A 21006-nucleotide genomic window follows, 5' to 3' on the forward strand; every position below is an offset into this window, starting at 1 on the left:
AGCGGCCTATCATACACGGTTGTCCGTGAAAGATCGGCGACAGCCCTGCCGTGCGCCCATGCCGCGCCTATAGCCAAAGCAGCAGTCGTCGAGAGTCAACACAGTTTCACCTTTGAATTGCATTTGGTTGAACAGCGGCGCGAACTTTTCCGGGGTTTGCAGCAAGTGAGTAGCGATGTTGTTCATGTGCTGAATGATCAACGTAAAAAAACGCTCGAACTCTTGTTCGTCCTTCCACACTGGCAAGCACTCCGGCGCGCCCCAAAGCAAGCCGTACCAGTCATCAAATTGCACAGCCTGTGGCCCGGAGACCAGGGCAGTGAAAAAACCGTCGAGTTCGGAAACACTCAATACCGAGGCTTCACTGCTGTATTTATCCAGTACCTCCTCAAGGTAGTTGATTTCGTCTTCGCTGAGCGGTTTGCTGCTGATGGGCTATGCATGACTGTAGGTCACTGAAAGGGCTGGCGATGAGGTATTCAAGCGCGAAGCCCAACCGAGCTCCAGCAAAAACCCTGTCCTAGCAGCCTGTATCCCATAGAGGCGAAGAGCTCGGGGGCAAGACCCCCTCCTACAGTCGGTCGCTGCCCCGTAGGAGGGGGCCTTGCCCCCGAGCTCTTGGTCACAGCCCAGCGCACATCGTCAACGGTAGACGCAGCCCCCGTTTGCTGCTCAAGCCTTGGCCAAGCCAGGCTGCAAAAGCCACTCGGCGCTGTCGTTCCAAACATCCATACGGGTAATTTTGCCGTGGCGTACCTCGAAACGGTCCAGGTAGCGGTTGCCGGAAAAGCTGCGGCCGTCGGGCCACTCCCCGTACAAGGTGCCCATCGAATACACCACCGTGTGGTCGCCACGGTCCATCCAATCGAAATCGCCCAAGGCCTTTTTCACCCAGGCATAGCGCCCGCCATTAAAGGCGGTGATGGTTTGAGGGTCGGGCATGGCCCGGCCGCCGGTAAAGGTGATCGCCACGTCGTCGCTCATAAAGGTCGCCGCAAGAACCGGGTCAGGCGCCATGGAAGCGGCGAGAAAATTGCTAACAATCTCTACAGCGGAATTATCGTATGACATCGGTATAGCTCCTGAAAAAACTTCCTATGGAAGGCGGCGGATGCTTCCGCGCGGTGCGTCATGCCTTAAATTAGCGCATGAAGGCGGGGGTTAACCTTTGAGAACCTAGAGCCATGGGTGCGCACAGCGCTGGCATTGTACTTGCTAGCAATATTTGTGCAAAAGCTAGCAATCAGGAGATTTGACCATGGCTCTTCAGCTTTCAAGGCTCTACCCTTCGCTGCGCCCGTTCATGGCCGCGATGACGCTCAACATCGCCCTGCTGAGCATGGCGCAGGCAGCCGAGCCACCGATCAAGGTCGGCTTGGTCGCCGCATTGTCCGGCCAGTCGGCTAAGTCTGGAGAGGCCCTCACCCGGGGCTTGACCATGGCCATCGATGAGGTCAATGCCAAAGGTGGCGTGCTGGGGCGCCCCTTGGCGCTGGTACGCCGTGACGATGAGAGCAACCCCTCCAAAGGCATGTTGGCGGCCCGCGAGCTGATCCAGCGCGAGAAGGTCGCGATGCTGTTTGGCGGCCTCGACACCCCCGTTTCGCTGGCCATCGTACCGCTGGCCAATCAGTTGAAAGTGCCGTTTATGGGGATATGGGCGGCGGGCACCAAAATCACCGAGAACGGCGCGGCGGACAACTACGTGTTTCGCGTCTCGGCGGTGGATGAGTTGGTCGATGAAGCGCTGGTGAAATATGGCGTGGAACAGGGCATGCAGAAACCCGGGATGATCCTGATCAACAACCCCTGGGGCGAATCCAACGAGGCTGGTTTCAAACGTGCGCTGGAACACCGAGGCCTGGCCAACGCGGGGGTTGAACGTATTCAGGACAGCGACTTGGACGTGGTGCCACAACTCACTCGCTTGAAAAACGCAGGCGCTGACACGCTGCTCCTGGTGGGCAACGTCGGGCCCTCGGCGCAGGTGGTCAAATCCCTCGACCGCATGGGCTGGGACGTGCCCGTGGTATCGCACTGGGGGCCGGCTGGCGGTCGCTTCGGCGAGCTTGCCGGGCCCAACGCGGGGCGGGTGCACTTTATCCAGACTTACGTGTTCACCGAGCATAACAACGCCAAAGGCGATGCCCTGCTAACGGCCCTGAAAAAGGCCTACCCGCAGATCCAGAGCCTGGCGGACGTCACCCCTGCCGTGGGCATTGCCAACGCCTACGACGCCCTGCACCTGAGCGCATTGGCGATGGCCAATGCCGGCAGCACCGAGGGCAAGGCGATCCGCGACGGTTTCTATGGCATCACCCAGTACGACGGCTTGATCAAGCAGTACCAGCAGCCCTTTACCGCGCAGAAACACGACGCTTTGGGTCCGGACGACTATGTCATGAGCCATTTCGTCGGTGACCGCATCGTACCGCTCAAGCCCTGAGGAGGACGCCCTGATGTTTACCGCCGCCATCGTCACCGGCCTCGGTTTGGGCAGTATGTATGCCCTGCTGGCCTTGGGTTTTCACCTGACCTACGTGGTCTCCCGTACGGTCAATTTTGCCCAGGGCAGCGCCATGATGGTGGGCGCGGTGCTGGGTTATAGCCTGTGCATCACCTGGGGCCTACCGCTGTGGCTAGGGGTGCCGTTGACCTTGCTGCTCTGCGCACTCTATGGCCTGGCCATCGAACGCTGGCTGGTGCGGCCGTTTCACAGCCGCGGTTCTCAGGCGTGGTTGATGGCAACGGTGGCGGGCGGCATGTTGGTGGACAACCTGGCGATGTTTACCTTTGGCAAGGAGCCTCGGCAATTCACCAGCGACCTGCTGACCATGCAGGTCGAGGTGCTGGGTAACGCCGTCGGCGCTTTGCAATTGCTGATTCCGCTGGCGGGCGTCGGCATTGCCCTGGGCTTGTGGCTGGTGCGGCGCTATACCCGCTTGGGCAAAGTCCTCGAAGCCTGCGTGCAGAACCCCAGGGCCGCGACACTGATGGGCATCAACGTCAACCGGGTGGTCGCCTCTGCCTTTGCGATTTCCAGCGTACTGGCCGCCGTGGCCGGTCTGCTCATTGCGCCGCTGTTCAGCGTGAGTGCCGAGATGGGCATGCTGTTCGGTTTAAAAGCCTTTGCCGTGGCCATTCTGGGCGGGATCGCCAGTGCCGGCGGAGTGTTCGCCGCAGGCCTATTGTTCGGCCTGACCGAAGCTTTGGTCACCTTATATTTCGGCTCGGCATTCACCCAGATTTTTACCTTCGCTCTAGTGATTCTGGCTTTGGCGATTCGCCCCGACGGTCTGTTTGGCAGCCGCGCATTGGTGAAAGTATGAGCAATTGGAAAAACCGCCTGGGCCCCCTGGCGATCACCGCCCTGGGGCTGGGCAGCTGCGCGGCCGTAGGGTTGCTAGACAGCTATTCACTGTTGGTGCTGACCCTATGTGCCCTGGCAGCGGTGGTCGGGGTGGGCCTGAACCTGCTGATCGGCCTCAGCGGGCAGATTTCCTTTGGCCACATTGCGTTTTATGCCATCGGTGCCTATGTGTCAGCGCTCCTGACACTCGCCGGGGTGCCCCTCTGGTTGGCAATGCCAGCGGCCGGCCTGGTGTCAGCTGTCATCGGCGCCCTGTTGGCGATCCCCGCTTTGCGCGTCAGTGGCCCGTATCTGGCGATGATCACCATTGCTTTTGCCTTTGTGGTGCACCACAGCTTGATCGAGTGGCGTGAGGTCACCGGGGGCTCCAATGGTCTGATGGGCATTCCCACGCCTGACTTCGGCCCTCTCGACCCCAGTCAAGGGCTGGCCCTGACGGCGGTGCTGTTGATGGTCGCGGCGCTGTCGTTCTATCAGCGCCTACGCGACAGCGGTTGGGGCAAGGCGATGCGCGCGGTCAAAGCCTCGGAAATCGCCGCCTGCTCGCTGGGGTTCAACCCGGTGCTGAGCAAAACCCTGGCCTTTATGCTGTCGGCGCTACTGACCGGCCTGGCCGGGGCACTGCTGGCGCCGCTGCTGATGTTTATCAACCCTGAGTCATTTCCGTTTTCCCAGTCGATTCTATTCGTGCTGGCGGTGATCGTTGGCGGCAGTGGGACTTTGTTCGGCCCGGTTCTGGGGGCCTTACTGATCGTGCTGGTGCCGGAACTGCTCTCGGACTTCGCCGAGTACCGCCTACTGATCTTCGCCGTGCTGCTGCTGGTGGTGCTCTGGGTGGCGCCCAATGGGCTGCTCGGGGCGCTGGCCAAGCGTTGGCTGAAGCCCACCGTGCTCTACCCGCCGGCACAGGCCGACACCGCGCTGCTGGCCGCTTACCTGGGCAGCACGCGGGCACCGGACGGCCTGCATATCCGCGACCTGGGCATCCGTTTCGGCGGCGTGCAAGCGGCGCAGCAGGTTAACCTGCACGCCCCCGCCGGCAGCATTACCAGCATCATCGGCCCCAATGGGGCAGGCAAGACCACCGTCCTCAATATGATCAGTGGTTTCTACACCCCCGACACCGGGCAGATCGAACTTGGCCAGCCCCTGGCCGGGCTCGCGGCATGGCGAAGCGCACGGGCTGGCATCGCACGTACTTACCAGACCACGCAACTGTTCGGCGAAATGTCCGTGCTGGAGAACCTGCTGGTGGCCCTGCAAAAAGGCCGCCTGGGCCTTCCGTTCACGCACTCCGGCGTGGCCCAGCACACCCTCGCGCTGAACCTGTTGGCGCTGGTGGGTTATCGCGGTGAGGTCAATATTGCCGCCCAAGCCCTGCCCCATGTGGACCGGCGTCTGGTGGAAATCGCCCGCGCGCTGGCCACCGCGCCCTCGGTGTTGTTGCTTGATGAGCCAGCGGCGGGCCTGAGCCGCAGCGACACTGACGCGCTGGTGCAGGTACTGCGCCAGCTGGCCGCTTTCGGTTTGAGCGTGATTCTGGTGGAGCACGACATGGCCCTGGTAATGGCCGTGTCCGAACGCCTGCTGGTGCTCGACGCTGGCAAACCCATCACCGTCGGGCCACCCGCCGCAGTGCGCCGCGATGAACGGGTCATCGCCGCCTATTTGGGCGGCACCGCTTATCAAGCCAGCGCACGGCCTGCACCTTGGCACGGCAGCCGCGATGCTCGCCTGTTCATCAAGGACCTGGTCATCGACTACGGCGCCGCCCCCGTGGTCAGCGCGGTCAACCTGGTGGTCAACCCTGGGGAACTGGTGGCGATCCTGGGCGCCAACGGGGCTGGCAAGTCGAGTATTTTGCAATGCCTGGCCGGGCTGCATCGGGCGACTGAAGGCAGTATTTTGCTGGACAACGAAGACATCAGCCACACCAGCGCCAGCCGCATCGCGGCACTCGGGCTAGCGCTGGTGCCAGAGGGCCGGCAACTGTTCGGCTACCTGAGCGTACGCGACAACCTGCTCCTGGGGGCCTACGCCCGGGCACCAGGCTTCGATGCCGCCGCCGAGGTGGAGGCCATCTTGTGCCGTTTTCCGCGTCTGCGCGAGCGCATCGACAGCCCCGCCGGGCTGCTCTCCGGCGGCGAACAGCAGATGGTTGCGGTGGGACGCGGGCTGATGGCCAAGCCGAAAATCCTCGTACTGGATGAACCCTCCCTGGGTCTTTCGCCGGCGATGATCGGGGAACTCTATGACGCACTCGCCGCCCTGCGCGACGAAGGCGTGACCCTATTGCTGGTGGACCAAATGGCTAACCTCGCCCTGCAAGTCGCCGACCGCGCTTATGTGCTGGAAAACGGCCGCGTCATCAAGGCCGGTAGCGCGGCGCAACTACGTGAAGACGTGGAATTGGCTGCGGCCTATCTAGGTGAAGGAACCCCAACATGAGCCCGTTGAAAATCATTAACGCGCGGCTGGACGCCCACCAGCCGCCGGCAACGCTGCACGTCGAAAACGGTTTTTTCGTCGAGCCGTTCGCCGCCAGTACACCTGCGCAAACCCTCGACCTGCAGGGCAAATTAGTTTTGCCAGGCCTGATCGAGACCCATATTCACCTGGATAAAGCCTGCATCATGGAGCGTTGTCAGCTGCACGCCGGCACCCTGGCCGAGGCCGTGCAGCAAACCCGCGCCGCCAAAGCCGGGTTCACCGAAGCGGACGTCTACCAACGCGGCAGCCAGGTGCTGGACAAAGCCATCCTGCAAGGCACGACGCACATGCGCACCCACGTCGAACTCGACCCACAAATCGGCCTGGTTGGCTTCAACGCCATCCGCCGCCTGCAAGCCGATTACGCCTGGGCTATAGGTGTGCAAATCTGCGTGTTTCCCCAGGAGGGCCTGCTTAACAACCCAGGCACCGAAGCCCTGCTGTGCGCAGCGTTGGAAGACGGCGCCAGCGTACTCGGCGGCTGCCCCTATATGGACAGCGACCCCCTGGGGCAGATCGAGCGGTTATTCCAACTGGCCGCCCATTACGATTGCGACCTGGATCTGCACCTGGACTTCGACTTGAACCCCGAGGGCATGACTGTCGAAGCGGTGGCGCGCTGCACCGAGCGCTATGGCTGGGGTGGGCGCGTGACCATTGGCCATGTCACCAAACTCTCGACATTACCCAGGGACGCCCTGATGGCCATCGGCAAGCGCTTGGCCGAGGTTGGCGTACAGGTGACCTGCCTGCCCAGCACCGATCTATTTCTGATGGGCCGTGAACAGTTCCACAACAAGCCTCGCGGCCTGGCGCCGCTGGCCCAACTGCACAGTTGTGGGGTGACGTGCTCGGTGTCGACCAACAACCTGGGCAACCCGTTCACCCCCTACGGCGATGCCTCACTGGTGCGCCAAGCCAACCTGTACGCCAACATCAGCCAGATGGGCACGCAAGCCGAGCTGCTGCAGTGCCTGGGATGGATCTCCAGTGAATCGGCGCGCCTGCTGCGTCTGCCCAACTATGGGCTGACCCCAGGCTGCCAGGCTGACTTCATTGTCTTCGATGCGCCTTCCCCAGCCGCCGTGATCGCCGAGATCAGCCCGCCGCTGATGGGTTTCAAACGCGGCCAGCCGACATTCACCCGGCCCCTGGGGCAGTTGTTGAAGCCGCACTGACTCAGTCGCTCAGCGCCTGACGCAAGTTGAATTCAGGCGGCGCCGCTGCATCCAGGGCCAACTGGCTTTCCAGCTCGTCCAAGTGTTCCAGCATCACGGCGACCGCCTTGGCACCATCGCCCTGCTCCAGCGCCTGGATGATTTGCTGGTGCTCATCAGAGGCACAGGACGGCACGTCGTTACGTTGGTACAGAGCGACGATCAGCGAGCTGCGCACCATCAGGTTGCCCAGCATGTCACTGAGCACGCTGTTGCCGCAGATGTCGCCGAGCATCAAGTGGAACTCGCTCAACTGGCGCACGATGGCCCGGCGGTCAGTGTCGCTGGTCGCCTTGCGCTCGCTGTCCATATGCGTGGCGATACGTTGGCGGTGCTTGCGCATGAGCGCCGGTGTGATCGCCTCGACAATACCGCGCTCGATCACCCGCCGCGCGCTGAAGATATCCCGGGCTTCCTTGGCCGTAGGTTGGGCAACCATGGCGCCGCGATTGGCTTCGATGGTCACGACTTTTTGCATCGCCAGGCGCTGCAGCGCGACTTGCACGTGGTTGCGGTTGGCGTGGAGGGTTTCGACGATCTGCGCCTCGATCAAGCGAGTGCCGGGCGGCAAGCGGTGCTGGGCAATGGCCTTGTACAGGGCGTCGACGATGCGCTGTACTTCAAGCTGTTTGGCGGTGACGGTGGTCGAACCCATCCTTTCCTCGTTGTTCATGGCAAACCCCTTGGGCCGGGCCTCTGGGCACGGCTGGCGGGCATTATCCGCCAGCCGCGCGGGGCACCGCAAACACTGGCTGGATTCACTCAACCAAGCCCAGGCCGAGCCCTTCACCCCGGGGGTCGTGCTGGGCACTGCGCAAGCCATGGGCATCGATATGAATGACCCCGGCGTGCCCGGTCATTGGACTGCGCGCGGGGATCAGCTCCACGACATGGCCCAGATTGGCCAGCCCGGCGGCGCTCGCGGGGTCGATATCGGCCTCCAGCTTGAGGTTATCCGTACTGTCGAAGAAGCTGCGACCCAGGAGAAAACGCGGGGTCTCCAGCGCACGGTCGATGGGTTGGCGGTAGTCGATCAGTTGGGTGGCCAGGACCATTTGCGTCTGCGGCTGACCATCGCCGCCCTGGGTCCCGAAAAACCACCGTTGACCGTCGTCGGCCAGGTAGCACGAAGGGTTGAGGGTGTGCGCCGGGCGCTTGCCGGGCGCCCATGCGTTGACATGCTGGGGGTCGCTGCTGAAGCCCGCCGCGCGGTTCTGCCAGAGCACGCCCGTATCACCCAAAATGCAACCGGAGCCAAAGTCATGGAACAGGCTCTGAATCAGGCAAGCGCTACGCCCTTGGCGGTCGGTCGCCGCTAGCCATACGGTGTCGGCGGGGCGCCCGGCTTCAGCCCAGGGGGCGGCGCGTTGTTCGTCGATGGCAGCGGCATAGGCGCAGGTAACGTCGGGGTGCAGGCTGGCGGCGAAGTCCCAGGGACGGGCGGCCGGGTCGCGCAGTTCATCGTTGCGCCGCAGTAAGCCCTGTTTGATGGCTTCCACCAGGCAGTGGTAATACAGGGCGCTGCCATTGGCGACCTCGGATAATTCGCGGTGCTGCAGGGTTGCCAGCGCCTGCAAGGTGTAGAGCCCCTGGCTAGGGGGTGCCACATTGAACAGCCGCCCCTGACGATAGCGAATGGATAACGGAGCCACTTCGGCGGCCCGGGTGGCGCGCAGGTCGGCGCCGCTCAGGCCACAGCCCAAGGCATTGAAGGCGGCGCCGAAGGCTTCAGCCAGTTCACCGTGGTAAAAGTCCTCGACGCCGTGCCGCATTAAATGCCGCAACGTATTGCCCAACTGAGGTTGGCGCAGGGTATCGCCTGTGGTCAGCCAACGGCCCTGGGCTTTACACAAGCGCTGCAGGTCAGGCAATTGTTCGATCAACGGCTGGCGCAAGGTCTGCCAGAACACTTGGGATTCAGACACCGCCACCCCGGTTTCGGCCATGAATGCGGCGTCCTCCAACACGTCCGCCCAGCCCAGCCGCGACCCCCACTGCTGGCGGCTGATATTCGCTGCGGTTTGCCAACTGGCCAGCGCACCGGCGGTGGTTGCCACCGCAGTGGGCCCGCGCAGGCCGATTTGGCCGCCGTCGGGCAAGCGCTGGCCGGCCTGGCCAATGCCCACAATGGTGCGCACCTCGCGGTCATGGAGCAACCACAGGGCGTCGCCGCCCAGGCCGGTCATATGCGGGAACACCGCCGCTAGGGTGGCACTGGCGGCAAGCATCGCGTCGATCGCAGTCCCGCCAGCGTCCAGGATGCGCAGCCCGGCGGCACTGGCGGCGGCATGCGGGGTGGTAATCACAGCGTGGCGAGAGGTGGCGTACATGGTCAAGGCCTCGGGTATTTTTGCTAGCTATCAATTTTATTATTGTTAGCAAAGCAAAAAATATGCCCCGTCTTACCTCAGTTACCCGCCATCACAACCGCGAAATCCCGCCGACCACAAACGCGCAAACATACTCCAGCACTTCCTCGGCGTCGTCAGGGCGACAAATACCCGGGGCCAACTGGTCTAGACGGTGGGTATCAGAGAACGCGAACATATAAGCGCCGAACATTAGGGTCATGCTCCAAAACGCAGCCGCTTCGGACATGTCTGGCTTGGCCCGGCGAAACGCCTGAACGCAGGCGCGGGTAGATTCATCGTTTATCTTCTGACGCAGGCCATAGGACAGCTCTGGCGGTTCGGTGTGGATGCGCGCCTGCAAGCGCATAAAGGCACGCCCGCGAGCGTCCCCCAGCAGGGCTACGGAAGGCTCCATAAATGCCCGCACCACCTCTTCCAGGCCGAAGTCACCCCGCGCGTCCAGAGCGTTTAACCGCAGCATGCGCTCGGCCGACAACGGGCCGCCCTTGCGCAAATAGACCTCTTCGAACAAGCCATACTTGGAGCCGAAATAGTAATTGATCAGCGCCTGGTTCACCGATGCAACCGCGGCGATCTCGCGCAGGCTGGTACCCGCATAGCCCTGGTTGGAAAACATCAACTCGGCGGCGTCGAGCAACTGGTCGCGGTTAAAGCCCGCTGCCCCTTCCGGGCGTCCGGGTTTTTTGCGTTCTTGGGCAACAGTGTGTGTACGGGCCACGACAGCGGGCACTCCTGATACAAATGAACGGCCTAGCCAGCCAACGGCGGCAGCAGACCATGGTACGCGCTGCCTTGCTGAAAATGATGGGCCAGGCGCAATAGACGGTATTCCTTACCCGCCGGCGCCAGCAACTGACAGCCCATGGGCAAGCCCAGTGGGTCCAGGCCCATGGGAAAGCTGATCGCAGGCAAGGCGGCCAGGCTGGGGATACAGGTATAACGCATGTTGCCGGTAAGGGTGCTTTGCAAATGGCCCGCGATCTCGACCTCGTCTTGGCCAACCAGCGGTGCAGTGAAGGGTACCGTCGGGCTGATGATCGCATCGACCCGCTGAAACGCCCGGTCCAATTGTTGGCGCAGGCGCGTACGCCAGCGCTGGGCTTGTAGATAATCCACAGCACTGAACGCCAGGCCTGCTTGCAGCAATACTCGTACGTCTGCGCCATAGCGCTCGGGTTGCTGCTCCAGCCAAGGTAGGTGAATGGCACTGGGCTCGGCTGCATCAACGATGACCTGGGCGTCTACGGCACTCTCCAGATCATCCAAACGCACTGCCTCCACGCTGATGCCCATGGCTTCGAAGGCTTGCACAGTGCCACGTAACGCCTGCTCAATAGCCGGTTGCAGACCCCTGAAGCTGTAGTCCTCCAGGTAGCCCAGGCGTAGCCGATCCACTGGGCGGGCCAGCTGCGCCAACGGATCGCCCGGGGTTTGACTCAGCGCAGCGAAGAGCAACGCACAGTCTTCACTGCTGGCGGCCATGGGGCCAACGGTGTCCATGCTCCAGGCCAGGGGAAACACCCCTTCAGTGCTGATCGCACCTACGGTTGGGCGTAAGCCGGTGATGCCATTCATCGCGGCCGGCAAGCGCACCGAACCGCCGGTGTCCGTACCCAGGGCGGCCAGGGCACTGCGCACCGCCACGGCCACCCCAGAACCACCGCTGGAGCCAGATGGCACCCGGTTGGGGTCCCAGGGGTTGCGGCAGGTGCCGTAATGGGGGTTGTCGCTGGTGCCACCCCAGGCAAACTCGTGCAGGTTGGTGCTGCCCAGAACGATCGCCCCAGCCCGGCGCAACCGCCGCACCACCTCGGCATCGCGAGTGGCACGGTGATCGGCGAGGATCTGGCTGCCGGCGGTCATAGGCTGGCCGAGTATGTCGATGTTGCCTTTGATCGCAATGGGGACGCCCTGCAGCGGGCCCAGGTCGCAGCCGCTGTCGAGCAGCGCTTGGTACGCATGCGCCTGGCGGATGGCCTGGTCGGCGAATACCTCCAGGTAGGCATTCAAGTGGCGGGTGCGCGCCTCTTGGTCCAGGCAGCCCTGGACCGCCTCGGCCATGCCCAGTGTTCCCGCTCGGTAGCGCTGGCCCAGCAACGATAGGCTCATGGCAACGCCTCGCTGCGCGCGCCTGCTGGTGTGATGTACACGGTAATTGGGGGTACCTCGGGTGTCAGTTGCAGTAGGCTGCTAGCGCTCAAGCGCCGCGCCCTTTCGCGCCAGGCCTCCCAGGTGGGTTGCAGCTCGGCCTGCTGCTGGGCGGTCAATGGTCGCTGCCCCGGCCAAATCAAAGTGTGCTCAGGCATGTTCATTCCCCTTGGGCATCGACCAGCGCCTTGGCTTTGCTGGCCAGCGCGGTGTTGACGTTACGTTGATAGCGGGTGGCATCAGAGGGATAGGCCTTGATGTTCTTGGCATACAAGGCGATTTTCATATTGTTGTCCCAAGCTTCCTGACTGACCAAGACGTTTTCCGGGTACCCCTTGGCATCGATCTCGCGCTGGATCGCATCCTTGACCACCTGGGCCGGCAAGTTCGGAAAATAGCGCTTGCCCACTTCCACGGTCTCGTCGAAGTGGGCGTAGATATAGCGCGAGGCTTTTTCAAAGGCGACCAGCACTTTTTGCGCCGTCTCAGGGTGGTCGGCCAGGTATTGGGGCGTGGTGGTCAGGCTGGAAAATGCATAGGGGTACCAGCTTTTATCCGCCGAAAACGAATACACCGAATGCAGGCCATTCTGGGCGATGCTCTGGGTCACCTGGGGTTCAACCGCCAGCGCATAGTCAGCGGCGCCGGCCATTACCGCCGGCAGCTCATTACCGATCCCCACGCTCACCAGCTTGACCTTCTCCAGTTGCTGCTGCTGAATCAGGTAGCTCATGAACGCCCAGGTGGTATCGGGCTGCGGGCTGGTGATGACTTTCTTACCGGACAAACCTTTGAGGTTGCCTTGCAGTGAAGTGGCATCCTTGCCGATGATGAACACCGTCGGGGCATTCTGGATACCCGCCACGACCACTCCGTCGCCACCGTTCTCGATGGTCTTGGGCACGAACACTGGATCCTGAATAGAGAAGTCGGCCGAGCCGCCGATCACCGCCGCCCACGACTGGGCACCCCCGCCCGCCGTGGCGATCTTCACCTCCAGCCCCTGTTCCTTGAAGAAACCGCGCTCTTGCGCCACATAGAGCGGCAGGTACAGCAGCGACTGGAACGCTTGATTGATACGCACCGTTTCGGCCTGCACCGCCCCTGTGTTCAGTATCGCCAGCAGCAGTGTTGAAGCCACGCACAGCCTTTTTGCAATCGCCATTAACGCTCTCCCCTTTCCCATGACAGTGCATAACGTTCCAGCAAGCCCACCAGCTTGACGAAGACCAGGGTCATTACCATCACCACGGCGATGCCCGCCAAGACAATGTTGATGCCGAAGTTAGAGCTGCCCAGCAAGATCATGTGGCCGACCCCGGCTTCGGAGGAGATGTACTCACCCACGATGGCCCCCACCAAGGCGAAACCGGCATTCAGGCGCAGCCCTGCGATCACCCACGCCATGGCCGAGGGCACCACCAATTTGAAAAAAATCGCCCGCCGTGGCGCATTGAATGAGCGCATCAGGTTGAGCAGGTCCGGGTCGGTACGCTGGGCCCCCTGGTAGGCCGTGGTAAGCGAGACCACGACGCACGAGAAGGCGACGATGACCACTTTGGATAGCATCTCGGTGCCGAACCAAATGATCGTGATCGGCGCGATGGCCAACACCGGAATGGAGCCGATGGCGGCAATGAACGGCGCGGTCAGTTCGGCGATGAAGCGTGAGTACCACAGCAACAGGCCAAGCACTGCCCCACCAAAGGCGCCGATGGCAAAGCCGATCAATGTCTCCAGGGTAGTCACGCGAACATCGTTGAGTAATTCCCCTGAACTCCAACGCTGCATCAGCACGTCCCAGACCATGCTGGGGCTGGCGAACAGGAAACGACTGATCAGCCCGGTATGGGCGGCCCACTCCCATAGCATCAAGAGCAGGACGACGATGCCCACTTGCAGGCTGACCAGCAGGTAACGGCGCTGGCGCTCACGCCTTAGCCGCCGGCCACGGGCCTGCTCACGCTGCTCGCGAAGGCTAGCCGAGTGCTCGGCGTGGGCCGGGGTGGTCGGGGATAATAGCGCGCTCATGCAACCTCCTCGGCAGCACTCACCGGGCTGGCGATGCTCTTCCAGATCAACTCGTAGTAGTCGTTGAAGTGCCGTGACATGCGCCGGGTCGGGATGTCACTGCTATCGGTGCCCAGGTCGACGCTAATTTCCCCAACGATCTCGCCCGGACGAGCCTTCATCACATAGACACGGTCGGATAAGGTCACCGCCTCCTCGATGTCATGGGTCACGAACACGATGGTCTTGCGCTCCTCACGGAGCATCTCCAGCAGCTCGCTCTCCAACGTGATCTTCAATGGGTAGTCGAGGGCCTTATAGGCTTCGTCCATCAGAATGACTTCGGGGTCAGTGATCATCGTGCGCATCAGCGCCACACGCTGGCGCATGCCACCGGAAATGCTGCCGGGGTATTTGTTGCCGTAGCCCTGCATGCGGTATTTCTTCAACAGGGCATGGGCCTTATCCAGCGCCTCGGCTTTGTTGCCGCCGCGTACTTCGAGGCCCAGTACGATGTTTTCTAATACCGTGCGCCAAGGGAACAAAAGGTCTTTTTGCAGCACGTAACCGACCTTCTCATTGGAGCGCCCGGTGCGGTCGTCACCGTCGACCAGGATCGAGCCCATGTCGGGTTCCAATAGCCCAGTGATGATGTTGAACAGGGTGGATTTACCACAGCCACTGGGGCCGACGAAGGAGACGAACTCGTCACGGTCAGCGTGGAAGCACAGGCCGTTGAGCACGGTCAGCACGCCATCGCGGGTGTCGTAGAATTTGCAGATATTGCGCGCTTCGAGGGTATGCATGGGCGGCACCTCTATTCGGCCGAAAGCTGGGCATGAAAAGCCGATGCGATGCCGGGCAGCGCCGGCACTTGCATGGGCTGGTAGTCCTTAAGGAAGTTGTAACCTATGTAATCGACACTACGCGCCTGGACGATGGCGCCCAGCACGTCGACGTCGGCATAGGCAATCGCGCAGGCATAGCCGGTGTCGGCGACGATCATGCCGTTGGGGTCAATGATGCGGCTATGACCGTGGTAGTGAAGCTTGCCGTGATGCCCATAGAGGTTGGCTTCGACCATCCAACACTGGTTTTCCAGAGCCCTTACCCGGCCGAACAGGGTGTAGGTGTCGAGCATGGCGTCGGCACTAATGTCCGCCGTCTCGCCGGCAAACGCCCAAGCCGTAGGCATGACCAGAATTTGCGCGCCCTTGAGGGCCAATTCGCGGGTGCTCTCGGGAAACACTTTGTCGTAGCAGATCAACATGCCGATGCGGCCTAACGCCGTATCGAACACCGGAAACCCATCACCCGGGTAATAAACATGTTTCTCATCGCCGGGCTGGTGCACTTTACGGTAGTGACCGATGTAACCGGCCGGGCCACCCAACACACAGGTGTTGAACAAGACGTCGGCACGGGTGCACTCGGTCATGCCAAAGATGACATGCACACCGAGGGCCTGCGCCTCGCTCAGCATACGGCGCACTGAAGGCCCCGACGGCACTGGCTCAGCCGCTGCGAATTGGTGAGCGACGTTGGCGAAATCCAGCTCCGTGGTATTGCTCAGGTAACCCTGCAGAACCTGCTCGGGAAAGACCACCAGGTCTGCACCCTCTGCAGCCGCGAGCTGCAGGTGGGCCAGCATCTTTTCTAGGTTGTACGCCTTGTCATAGGTCGCTTCCATCGCCACCGTCGCGATCTTGATTTTCGCCATGGCCGTGCCCTCCACAGGTTGCTGTTAGCAAGCATGGAGCAGCAAGCGTGCCAGATACGCCCGGCGCGCCTAATTAATTAATCAATTGATTAATTGTTTGTTTTACCAACGAAATTTGCCGGGGCTGACGAAACAACAAGGCTAGAGGATGCATTGCAATGGTGCCTGGACGCCCAAAGCGCACCGCCCCGGCACGCCCTTGGACGCAAAAGCTGGCGCAGGCATGGCCCGCCCGCGCCGAGCGGCGTTTGGGTTTAACGCAAGAAGTTCACCTTGGCCAAATTAACCAATTCCTTCGCCCGGCCATCGAGTACCGCGCGCATCATGAACAAGCCAAAGCCCTTGACGTTTTCGGCGGTGATTTCCGGCGGCATGATCAGCTCCTGGCGCTCACTGACCACATCCACCAGCACTGGCCCGTCGTGGGCAAACGCTTCGGCCAGGGCGGCTTCAAGGTCTTGCGGCTTCTCCACCCGAATGCCCTTGACGCCCATGGCTTGGGCCATGGCGGCGAAGTTGGGGTTTTTCAGGTCGCAACCCACGTCCACCAAGCCGGTGGCCTTCATTTCCATTTCCACAAAACCCAAGGTGCCATTGTTCAACACGATCACTTTGACCGGCAGGTTGGCCTGGCTGAGGGTCAGAAAGTCACCCATCATCATGCTGAAACCACCATCGCCCGACATCGACACCACCTGCCGACCCGGGTAAGCCGCCTGGGCACCGATGGCCTGCAGCATGGCGTTGGCCATCGAGCCATGGTTGAACGAGCCGACCAGGCGGCGCTTGCCGTTCATCTTCAAATACCGCGCGGCCCAGGCCGTGGGCGTGCCGACGTCGCACGTGAATACGGCATCCTCGGCGGCCATCTCGCTGACTAGGCGGCTAACGTATTGCGGGTGAATCAGCGCACTGTTCGGCCCACTTTCGGCCAGGCTGTCGAGGTTTTTGCGGGTTTTGTCGTAATCGGCCAGGGCCTCGTTGAGGTGCCCGGTGTCGCTGCGCTCATGCAGGCGCGGCAACAGTGCCTGCAAGGTGTGCTTCACATCCCCCAGTAGACCGATTTCCAATGGGCAGCGGTTGCCCAGGGCTTCCGGGCTGAGGTCGACCTGGGCGATGCGCGAATGCTCGGGGAAGAACTGCCGATAAGGGAAATTGGTCCCGAGCATCAGCAGCGTGTCGCAGTTTTTCATGGCATTGAAGCCTGAGGCAAAGCCAATCAAGCCGGTCATGCCGACATCGAAAGGGTTATCATACTCCAAATGCTCTTTGCCACGCAGGGCGTGCACGATGGGCGCCTTGAGCAGGTTGGCCAACGCCACGACCTCTGCGTGGGCTCCGGCACAACCGGCTCCGCAAAGCAGGGTGACGCGCTTGCCGGTGTCGAGAAAATCAGCCAACTGCTGAATTTCACTTTCAGCCGGCACCACCACCGGTGGTTTGGGCGCCAGCCAGGTGCTGACTTTGGCGTCCAGCGGCTGCAGGGCAACGTCGCCGGGGATCACCACCACCGCCACGCCCTTGCGCGCCACCGCCACGCGCATGGCGCGTTCGAGGATCTGCGGTAACTGGTCGGCACGGGACACCAGCTCAACGTAGTGGCTGCAGTCTTTGAACAGCGACTCCGGGTGGGTCGCCTGGAAATAGTCGATACCGATTTCGCTGCTGGGGATATGCGCGGCAATTGCCAGCACTGGTACGCCGCTGCGGTGGCAGTCGAACAGGCCATTGATCAAATGCAGATTGCCGGGCCCGCAGCTGCCGGCACACACCGCCAGCTCCCCGGTCAGGTGCGCCTCGGCACCGGCGGCAAAAGCCCCGGACTCTTCGTTGCGCACGTGCAGCCAGTCCAGCCCACCCAGGCGCCGCAGTGAATCGGTAAAACCATTGAGCGAATCGCCGACCACGCCGTAGACGCGTTTGACGCCGGCTTGCTTGAGGGTATTAACCATATAATCGGCGGCAGTACTGGCCATGGGAAAAGCTCCTTGAAGTGGAAAATTGCAATCAAGGAGTGAGAGTCGTGGGTGCTCGAGGGTGTTCCGCCGGATTTGATGAAGAATGCCGCCGGGGGCGGCAAGGCCCGCTTAGAAGACCAGCTTGGCGCCGATCAGCATCAACATCGCCGCCAGGCACGGGCGCAGCACGTTGTCGGACACGCGCCCGGTGAGCTGGCTGCCGATGTAAATGCCCGGCAACGAGCCGATCAGCAAGTAGCCCAGCACCGCCCAGTCCATGTTGCCCATACTGGCATGGCCGAAACCGGCGACCAAAGTGAGGGGCACGGCGTGGGCGATTTCCGTTCCGACCAGACGGCGGGTGGCCAATACCGGGTACAGAATGAACAGCGCTACGGTGCCTAGCGCGCCCGCACCGATGGACGTCAGGGCGACCATGGTGCCGAGAATCAGCCCGGTCACCACCGTCATCACCCGCAGGCTGGCGCCGCTTGGCCGATAATTGCCGCCGGCGCGGGCGTGGGCGAACGCCAGCAAGCGCTGTTTGAAGAATACCGCCAGGGCGGTAAGAATCAGGACCACCCCCAACGCCTGTTTGATCACCGCATTCATTGCATCGGGCGCGGTGTGCAGGGTGCTGAGGAACCATAGCGTCAGCATGACCGCCGGGACACTGCCCAGGGTGAGCCAACCAGTGATGGTCCAGTCGATGTTTTTGTTCTTGCTGTGCACCAACACGCCGCCAGACTTGGTAATGGCCGCGTAGAGCAGGTCAGTGCCCACCGCAGTGGCGGGGTTGATGCCGAACCAGAGCAAGATGGGCGTCATCAGCGAACCGCCCCCTACCCCGGTCATCCCCACGATAAAACCCACTGTCAGACCCGCTACGATAAAACCGAAAATACCGAAATCCATCTAGACGCCCTGAACCTGACCGCTGAAAAACAAGCGCGGCAGCATAGCGATTTTTCCAATCGCTGCTTATATCGTTACGGTCTATCGTTAGAACCTCACCAACTCATGGGCAGGGTTCAGCCCTGTGAATCACTCAGCGGCCAGTGCCTGGAAAGCTGCGGAGCCACGTGCGGGTGGCGGTCGATTCGCTCCAACAACTGCAAGAACGCCGGGCGCGCCACGCGCAGATGATCACGGGTGGCCGACCACTTGGTCACCACAGCAGCCAGAATATCCAGCGCGCCGGGGTTGTCGCCGGCTAAGAAAGGCGTGCCGCTGAACAGGTCGGCGAACAGCTCCCAGTGCCGGTACAGGCGCGCACAGGCCCCCTCGCGCAGGGCCTTTTCAATCAAAGGGTCAGGCAGCGTGAGCCAACGTTCGGGGTAATCCAATAAGCTGATGGCGCTGTAACAGTTGGCAGCGATAAACACCAACCCGCGAATCGCTTGGGCCTGCTGCGGCCCAGCCGCGGGGATCAGGCCAGTGTCCGGAAACGCCAGCCCTAGGTGGATAAGAATAGCCGCGCTTTCCGTCAGCAGGCTGCCATCGGGCAGGCGTAAGGTAGGGACCTGACGCAGCGGATTGCAGCGGGCCAATTCCTCGCTGCCCGGCCCGGGCGCCCAAGAGCAGGCGTCGACCACCTGAAAAGGCACCTGGCAGCGCGCCAATGCCACCTCGATGGCAGCCGAACCCGATTGCGACGTACCGAATAATATGTAGTCAGTCATACACCAGCCCTTCATATTTAAGGTGGCGGATCGATCGCCGCGGCGCCGGCCCGCCAACGTGCCTGTCACCAAAGGATTACAAATGGGCCAGCACAACGTTTGCTTTCCGCCCCCCTCACCGAGAGAATAGCCCTCACGGGCGCCAGCAGTCGGCGCCGTTTGACTTGATGCATAGGCATCGCTTTCAGGGAATCTAGAATGGCTTCAAGACACGTAATCAATGCTTCGGTTAGCCCCAAAGGCAGCCTGGAAACCCTCTCCCAGCGCGAAGTACAGCAACTGAGCGAGGCCGGCTCCGGCACCCTGTATCAATTGTTCCGCCAATGCGCCTTGGCCATCCTCAACACCGGCGCCCATGTCGACAACGCCAAGACCATTCTAGAAGCCTACAAAGACTTCGACGTACGCATTCATCAGCAAGACCGTGGCGTGCGCCTGGAACTGCTGAATGCCCCGGCGGATGCCTTTGTCGACGGTGAAATGATCGCCAGCACCCGGGAGATGCTCTTCAGTGCGCTGCGCGATATCGTCTACACCGAAAGCGAGCTGGCCAGCACGCGCATCGACCTGAGCAACTCTCAGGGCATTACCGACTACGTGTTTCACCTGCTGCGCAACGCGCGCACCCTGCGTTCGGGCGTAGAACCGAAGATGGTGGTGTGCTGGGGTGGCCACTCGATCAATTCTGACGAATACAAATACACCAAAAAAGTGGGCCACGCACTAGGCTTGCGCAAGCTCGATATTTGCACCGGTTGCGGCCCTGGCGTCATGAAAGGCCCTATGAAAGGCGCCACCATCGCCCACGCCAAGCAACGCACCACCGGTGGGCGCTACCTGGGCCTGACCGAGCCGGGCATCATTGCCGCCGAAGCGCCTAACCCGATCGTCAACGAGCTGGTGATCCTGCCAGACATCGAAAAGCGCCTGGAAGCGTTTGTGCGCGTGGGCCATGGCATCATTATCTTCCCAGGGGGCGCCGGCACCGCCGAAGAATTCCTCTACCTGCTGGGCATTCTGATGCACCCCGACAACCGCGGGCTGCCGTTCCCGGTCATCCTCACCGGGCCAAAAAGTGCCGAAGCCTACCTGCAGCAATTGCACGCGTTCGTCGGGGCGACCCTGGGCGAGGCCGCGCAAGACCATTACCAAATCATCATCGACGACCCTGAACAAGTCGCGCAACAGATGACCCAGGGCCTCAAAGAGGTCAAGCAGTTCCGCCGCGAGCGTAACGACGCTTTCCACTTCAACTGGCTGTTGAAAATAGAAGAGGGCTTCCAGCGCCCCTTCGACCCCACCCATGCCAACATGGCCAGCCTGCACCTGAGCCGCGCCCTGCCCCCCCACGAACTGGCCGCCAACCTGCGCCGGGCGTTCTCGGGAATCGTGGCAGGCAACGTCAAAGATAAAGGCATCCGCTTGATCGAAGAGCACGGCCCTTACCAGATTCATGGTGACGCCGAGGTCATGCAGCCCCTGGACCGCCTGCTCAAAGCGTTCGTGGAGCAGCACCGGATGAAACTGCCGGGCGGGGCCGATTACGTGCCCTGCTACCGCGTGGTGACCTGAGTCAGCTGCGTCAGTTAAACCACCCCACAGGGCCAGGCATCACTGGCCCTGCCGGCGGCGGTAGGCTGAGATCATGTCCTGATCGACGTCTGCGGCGTAGCACAAAGGCGCCTCCCCTCCCGGCCGGCTGTAAGCGCTGCGCTTACCGCAGCGGCTACCGTTACGCGTGGTGTTATAAGGGCACGGGCAATTGCCGGAATAGCTGGCAATGGAGGCGTCTATCAGGCGCTGGGTGATGGTTGCGTCCGTCAGGGCCGCCTCTTTCGCCGTGGCGCCGAAGCACCAAAGCAAGGCAAACGCGGCGACGCACTTTAAGGCGGTAGAAGTCATGGCTATTCCCTGGCTCATTGGACAAATCCTGAGACACTTCTAGCACGCTATCAAAAAGCCATCAATTGCTATCGAGGGTGAGCACGGCCCTTGTGCCAGCCGGCTCCAGCTTTCGCCAGACAACAAAAAACCCGCCG

20 protein-coding genes are annotated in these 21006 nt (G+C 61.8%); 5 read left to right on the forward strand and 15 right to left on the reverse strand.

What is annotated here, in order from left to right:
• Positions 1–9 precede the first annotated feature (9 nt).
• Together QCL65_RS19440 and QCL65_RS19445 are read right to left on the reverse strand one after the other, a co-directional pair.
• A complete protein-coding gene (locus QCL65_RS19440; RefSeq protein ID WP_407316937.1) occupies positions 10–432 on the reverse strand; it encodes a UPF0149 family protein in 423 nt (140 codons plus the stop codon).
• A gap of 240 nt (positions 433–672) precedes the next feature.
• A complete protein-coding gene (locus QCL65_RS19445; RefSeq protein ID WP_407311624.1) occupies positions 673–1071 on the reverse strand; it encodes a nuclear transport factor 2 family protein in 399 nt (132 codons plus the stop codon).
• A gap of 187 nt (positions 1072–1258) precedes the next feature.
• Here QCL65_RS19445 and QCL65_RS19450 point away from each other — a divergent pair, with 187 nt between their 5' ends.
• Genes QCL65_RS19450 through QCL65_RS19465 form a run of 4 tightly spaced genes read left to right on the forward strand, consistent with a single transcriptional unit; the run spans position 1259 to position 7038 of the window.
• Positions 1259–2446, forward strand: a complete 1188-nt coding sequence (locus QCL65_RS19450) for an ABC transporter substrate-binding protein (protein WP_407311626.1) — start codon at positions 1259–1261, stop codon at positions 2444–2446.
• 13 nt (positions 2447–2459) lie between these two features.
• Positions 2460–3329, forward strand: coding sequence for a branched-chain amino acid ABC transporter permease (locus QCL65_RS19455; protein ID WP_407311628.1), 870 nt, complete (start codon positions 2460–2462; stop codon positions 3327–3329).
• A complete protein-coding gene (locus QCL65_RS19460; RefSeq protein WP_407311630.1) occupies positions 3326–5818 on the forward strand; it encodes an ATP-binding cassette domain-containing protein in 2493 nt (830 codons plus the stop codon). The genes QCL65_RS19455 and QCL65_RS19460 overlap by 4 nt, the downstream gene beginning before the upstream one ends.
• A complete protein-coding gene (locus QCL65_RS19465) occupies positions 5815–7038 on the forward strand; it encodes an amidohydrolase family protein (protein WP_407311632.1) in 1224 nt (407 codons plus the stop codon). Before QCL65_RS19460 ends, QCL65_RS19465 begins: the two co-directional genes overlap by 4 nt.
• A gap of 1 nt (position 7039) precedes the next feature.
• Here QCL65_RS19465 and QCL65_RS19470 read toward each other — a convergent pair whose 3' ends face one another.
• From QCL65_RS19470 to QCL65_RS19525, 12 genes are all read right to left on the reverse strand, one after another.
• Positions 7040–7732, reverse strand: a complete 693-nt coding sequence (locus QCL65_RS19470; protein ID WP_407316939.1) for a GntR family transcriptional regulator — start codon at positions 7730–7732, stop codon at positions 7040–7042.
• Between the two features lie 103 nt (positions 7733–7835).
• The gene (locus QCL65_RS19475) at positions 7836–9407 is read right to left on the reverse strand and encodes a gamma-glutamyltransferase family protein (protein ID WP_407311634.1); all 1572 of its coding nucleotides are present in this window, start codon (positions 9405–9407) and stop codon (positions 7836–7838) included.
• Between the two features lie 91 nt (positions 9408–9498).
• Complete coding sequence (locus QCL65_RS19480) at positions 9499–10167, reverse strand: TetR family transcriptional regulator (protein WP_407311636.1); 669 nt, start codon at positions 10165–10167, stop codon at positions 9499–9501.
• A gap of 32 nt (positions 10168–10199) precedes the next feature.
• Positions 10200–11558, reverse strand: coding sequence for an amidase (locus tag QCL65_RS19485; RefSeq protein WP_407311638.1), 1359 nt, complete (start codon positions 11556–11558; stop codon positions 10200–10202).
• Positions 11555–11755 (reverse strand): hypothetical protein, encoded by a 201-nt coding sequence (locus QCL65_RS19490; RefSeq protein ID WP_407311640.1) that lies wholly within the window; start codon positions 11753–11755, stop codon positions 11555–11557. The genes QCL65_RS19485 and QCL65_RS19490 overlap by 4 nt, the downstream gene beginning before the upstream one ends.
• Before the next feature lie 2 nt (positions 11756–11757).
• Positions 11758–12762 (reverse strand): ABC transporter substrate-binding protein, encoded by a 1005-nt coding sequence (locus QCL65_RS19495; protein WP_407311642.1) that lies wholly within the window; start codon positions 12760–12762, stop codon positions 11758–11760.
• A complete protein-coding gene (locus QCL65_RS19500; RefSeq protein ID WP_407311644.1) occupies positions 12762–13628 on the reverse strand; it encodes an ABC transporter permease in 867 nt (288 codons plus the stop codon). Before QCL65_RS19500 ends, QCL65_RS19495 begins: the two co-directional genes overlap by 1 nt.
• Entirely contained in the window at positions 13625–14413 is a 789-nt protein-coding gene (locus tag QCL65_RS19505; protein ID WP_407311646.1) for an ABC transporter ATP-binding protein, read from the reverse strand. Before QCL65_RS19505 ends, QCL65_RS19500 begins: the two co-directional genes overlap by 4 nt.
• 11 nt (positions 14414–14424) lie before the next feature.
• The gene (locus QCL65_RS19510; RefSeq protein ID WP_407311648.1) at positions 14425–15327 is read right to left on the reverse strand and encodes a carbon-nitrogen hydrolase family protein; all 903 of its coding nucleotides are present in this window, start codon (positions 15325–15327) and stop codon (positions 14425–14427) included.
• 254 nt (positions 15328–15581) lie between these two features.
• Positions 15582–17303: a ubiquinone-dependent pyruvate dehydrogenase gene (poxB, locus tag QCL65_RS19515; protein ID WP_407311650.1), complete on the reverse strand. Its 1722-nt coding sequence runs from the start codon at positions 17301–17303 to the stop codon at positions 15582–15584.
• Positions 17304–17414: 111 nt separating this feature from the next.
• Positions 17415–18200, reverse strand: a complete 786-nt coding sequence (locus QCL65_RS19520; protein ID WP_407311652.1) for a sulfite exporter TauE/SafE family protein — start codon at positions 18198–18200, stop codon at positions 17415–17417.
• A gap of 116 nt (positions 18201–18316) precedes the next feature.
• Entirely contained in the window at positions 18317–18967 is a 651-nt protein-coding gene (locus QCL65_RS19525; RefSeq protein WP_407311654.1) for a glutathione S-transferase family protein, read from the reverse strand.
• 198 nt (positions 18968–19165) lie between these two features.
• On the opposite strand from QCL65_RS19525, the gene ppnN reads away from it, so the two are divergent.
• Complete coding sequence (ppnN, locus tag QCL65_RS19530) at positions 19166–20539, forward strand: nucleotide 5'-monophosphate nucleosidase PpnN (RefSeq protein WP_407311656.1); 1374 nt, start codon at positions 19166–19168, stop codon at positions 20537–20539.
• 39 nt (positions 20540–20578) lie between these two features.
• Here the strand turns inward: ppnN and QCL65_RS19535 are convergent, their stop codons facing one another.
• A complete protein-coding gene (locus QCL65_RS19535) occupies positions 20579–20869 on the reverse strand; it encodes a hypothetical protein (RefSeq protein ID WP_407311658.1) in 291 nt (96 codons plus the stop codon).
• Positions 20870–21006 lie beyond the last annotated feature (137 nt).

This window comes from Pseudomonas sp. nanlin1 (genome assembly GCF_045571515.1).
Classification (GTDB): domain Bacteria; phylum Pseudomonadota; class Gammaproteobacteria; order Pseudomonadales; family Pseudomonadaceae; genus Aquipseudomonas.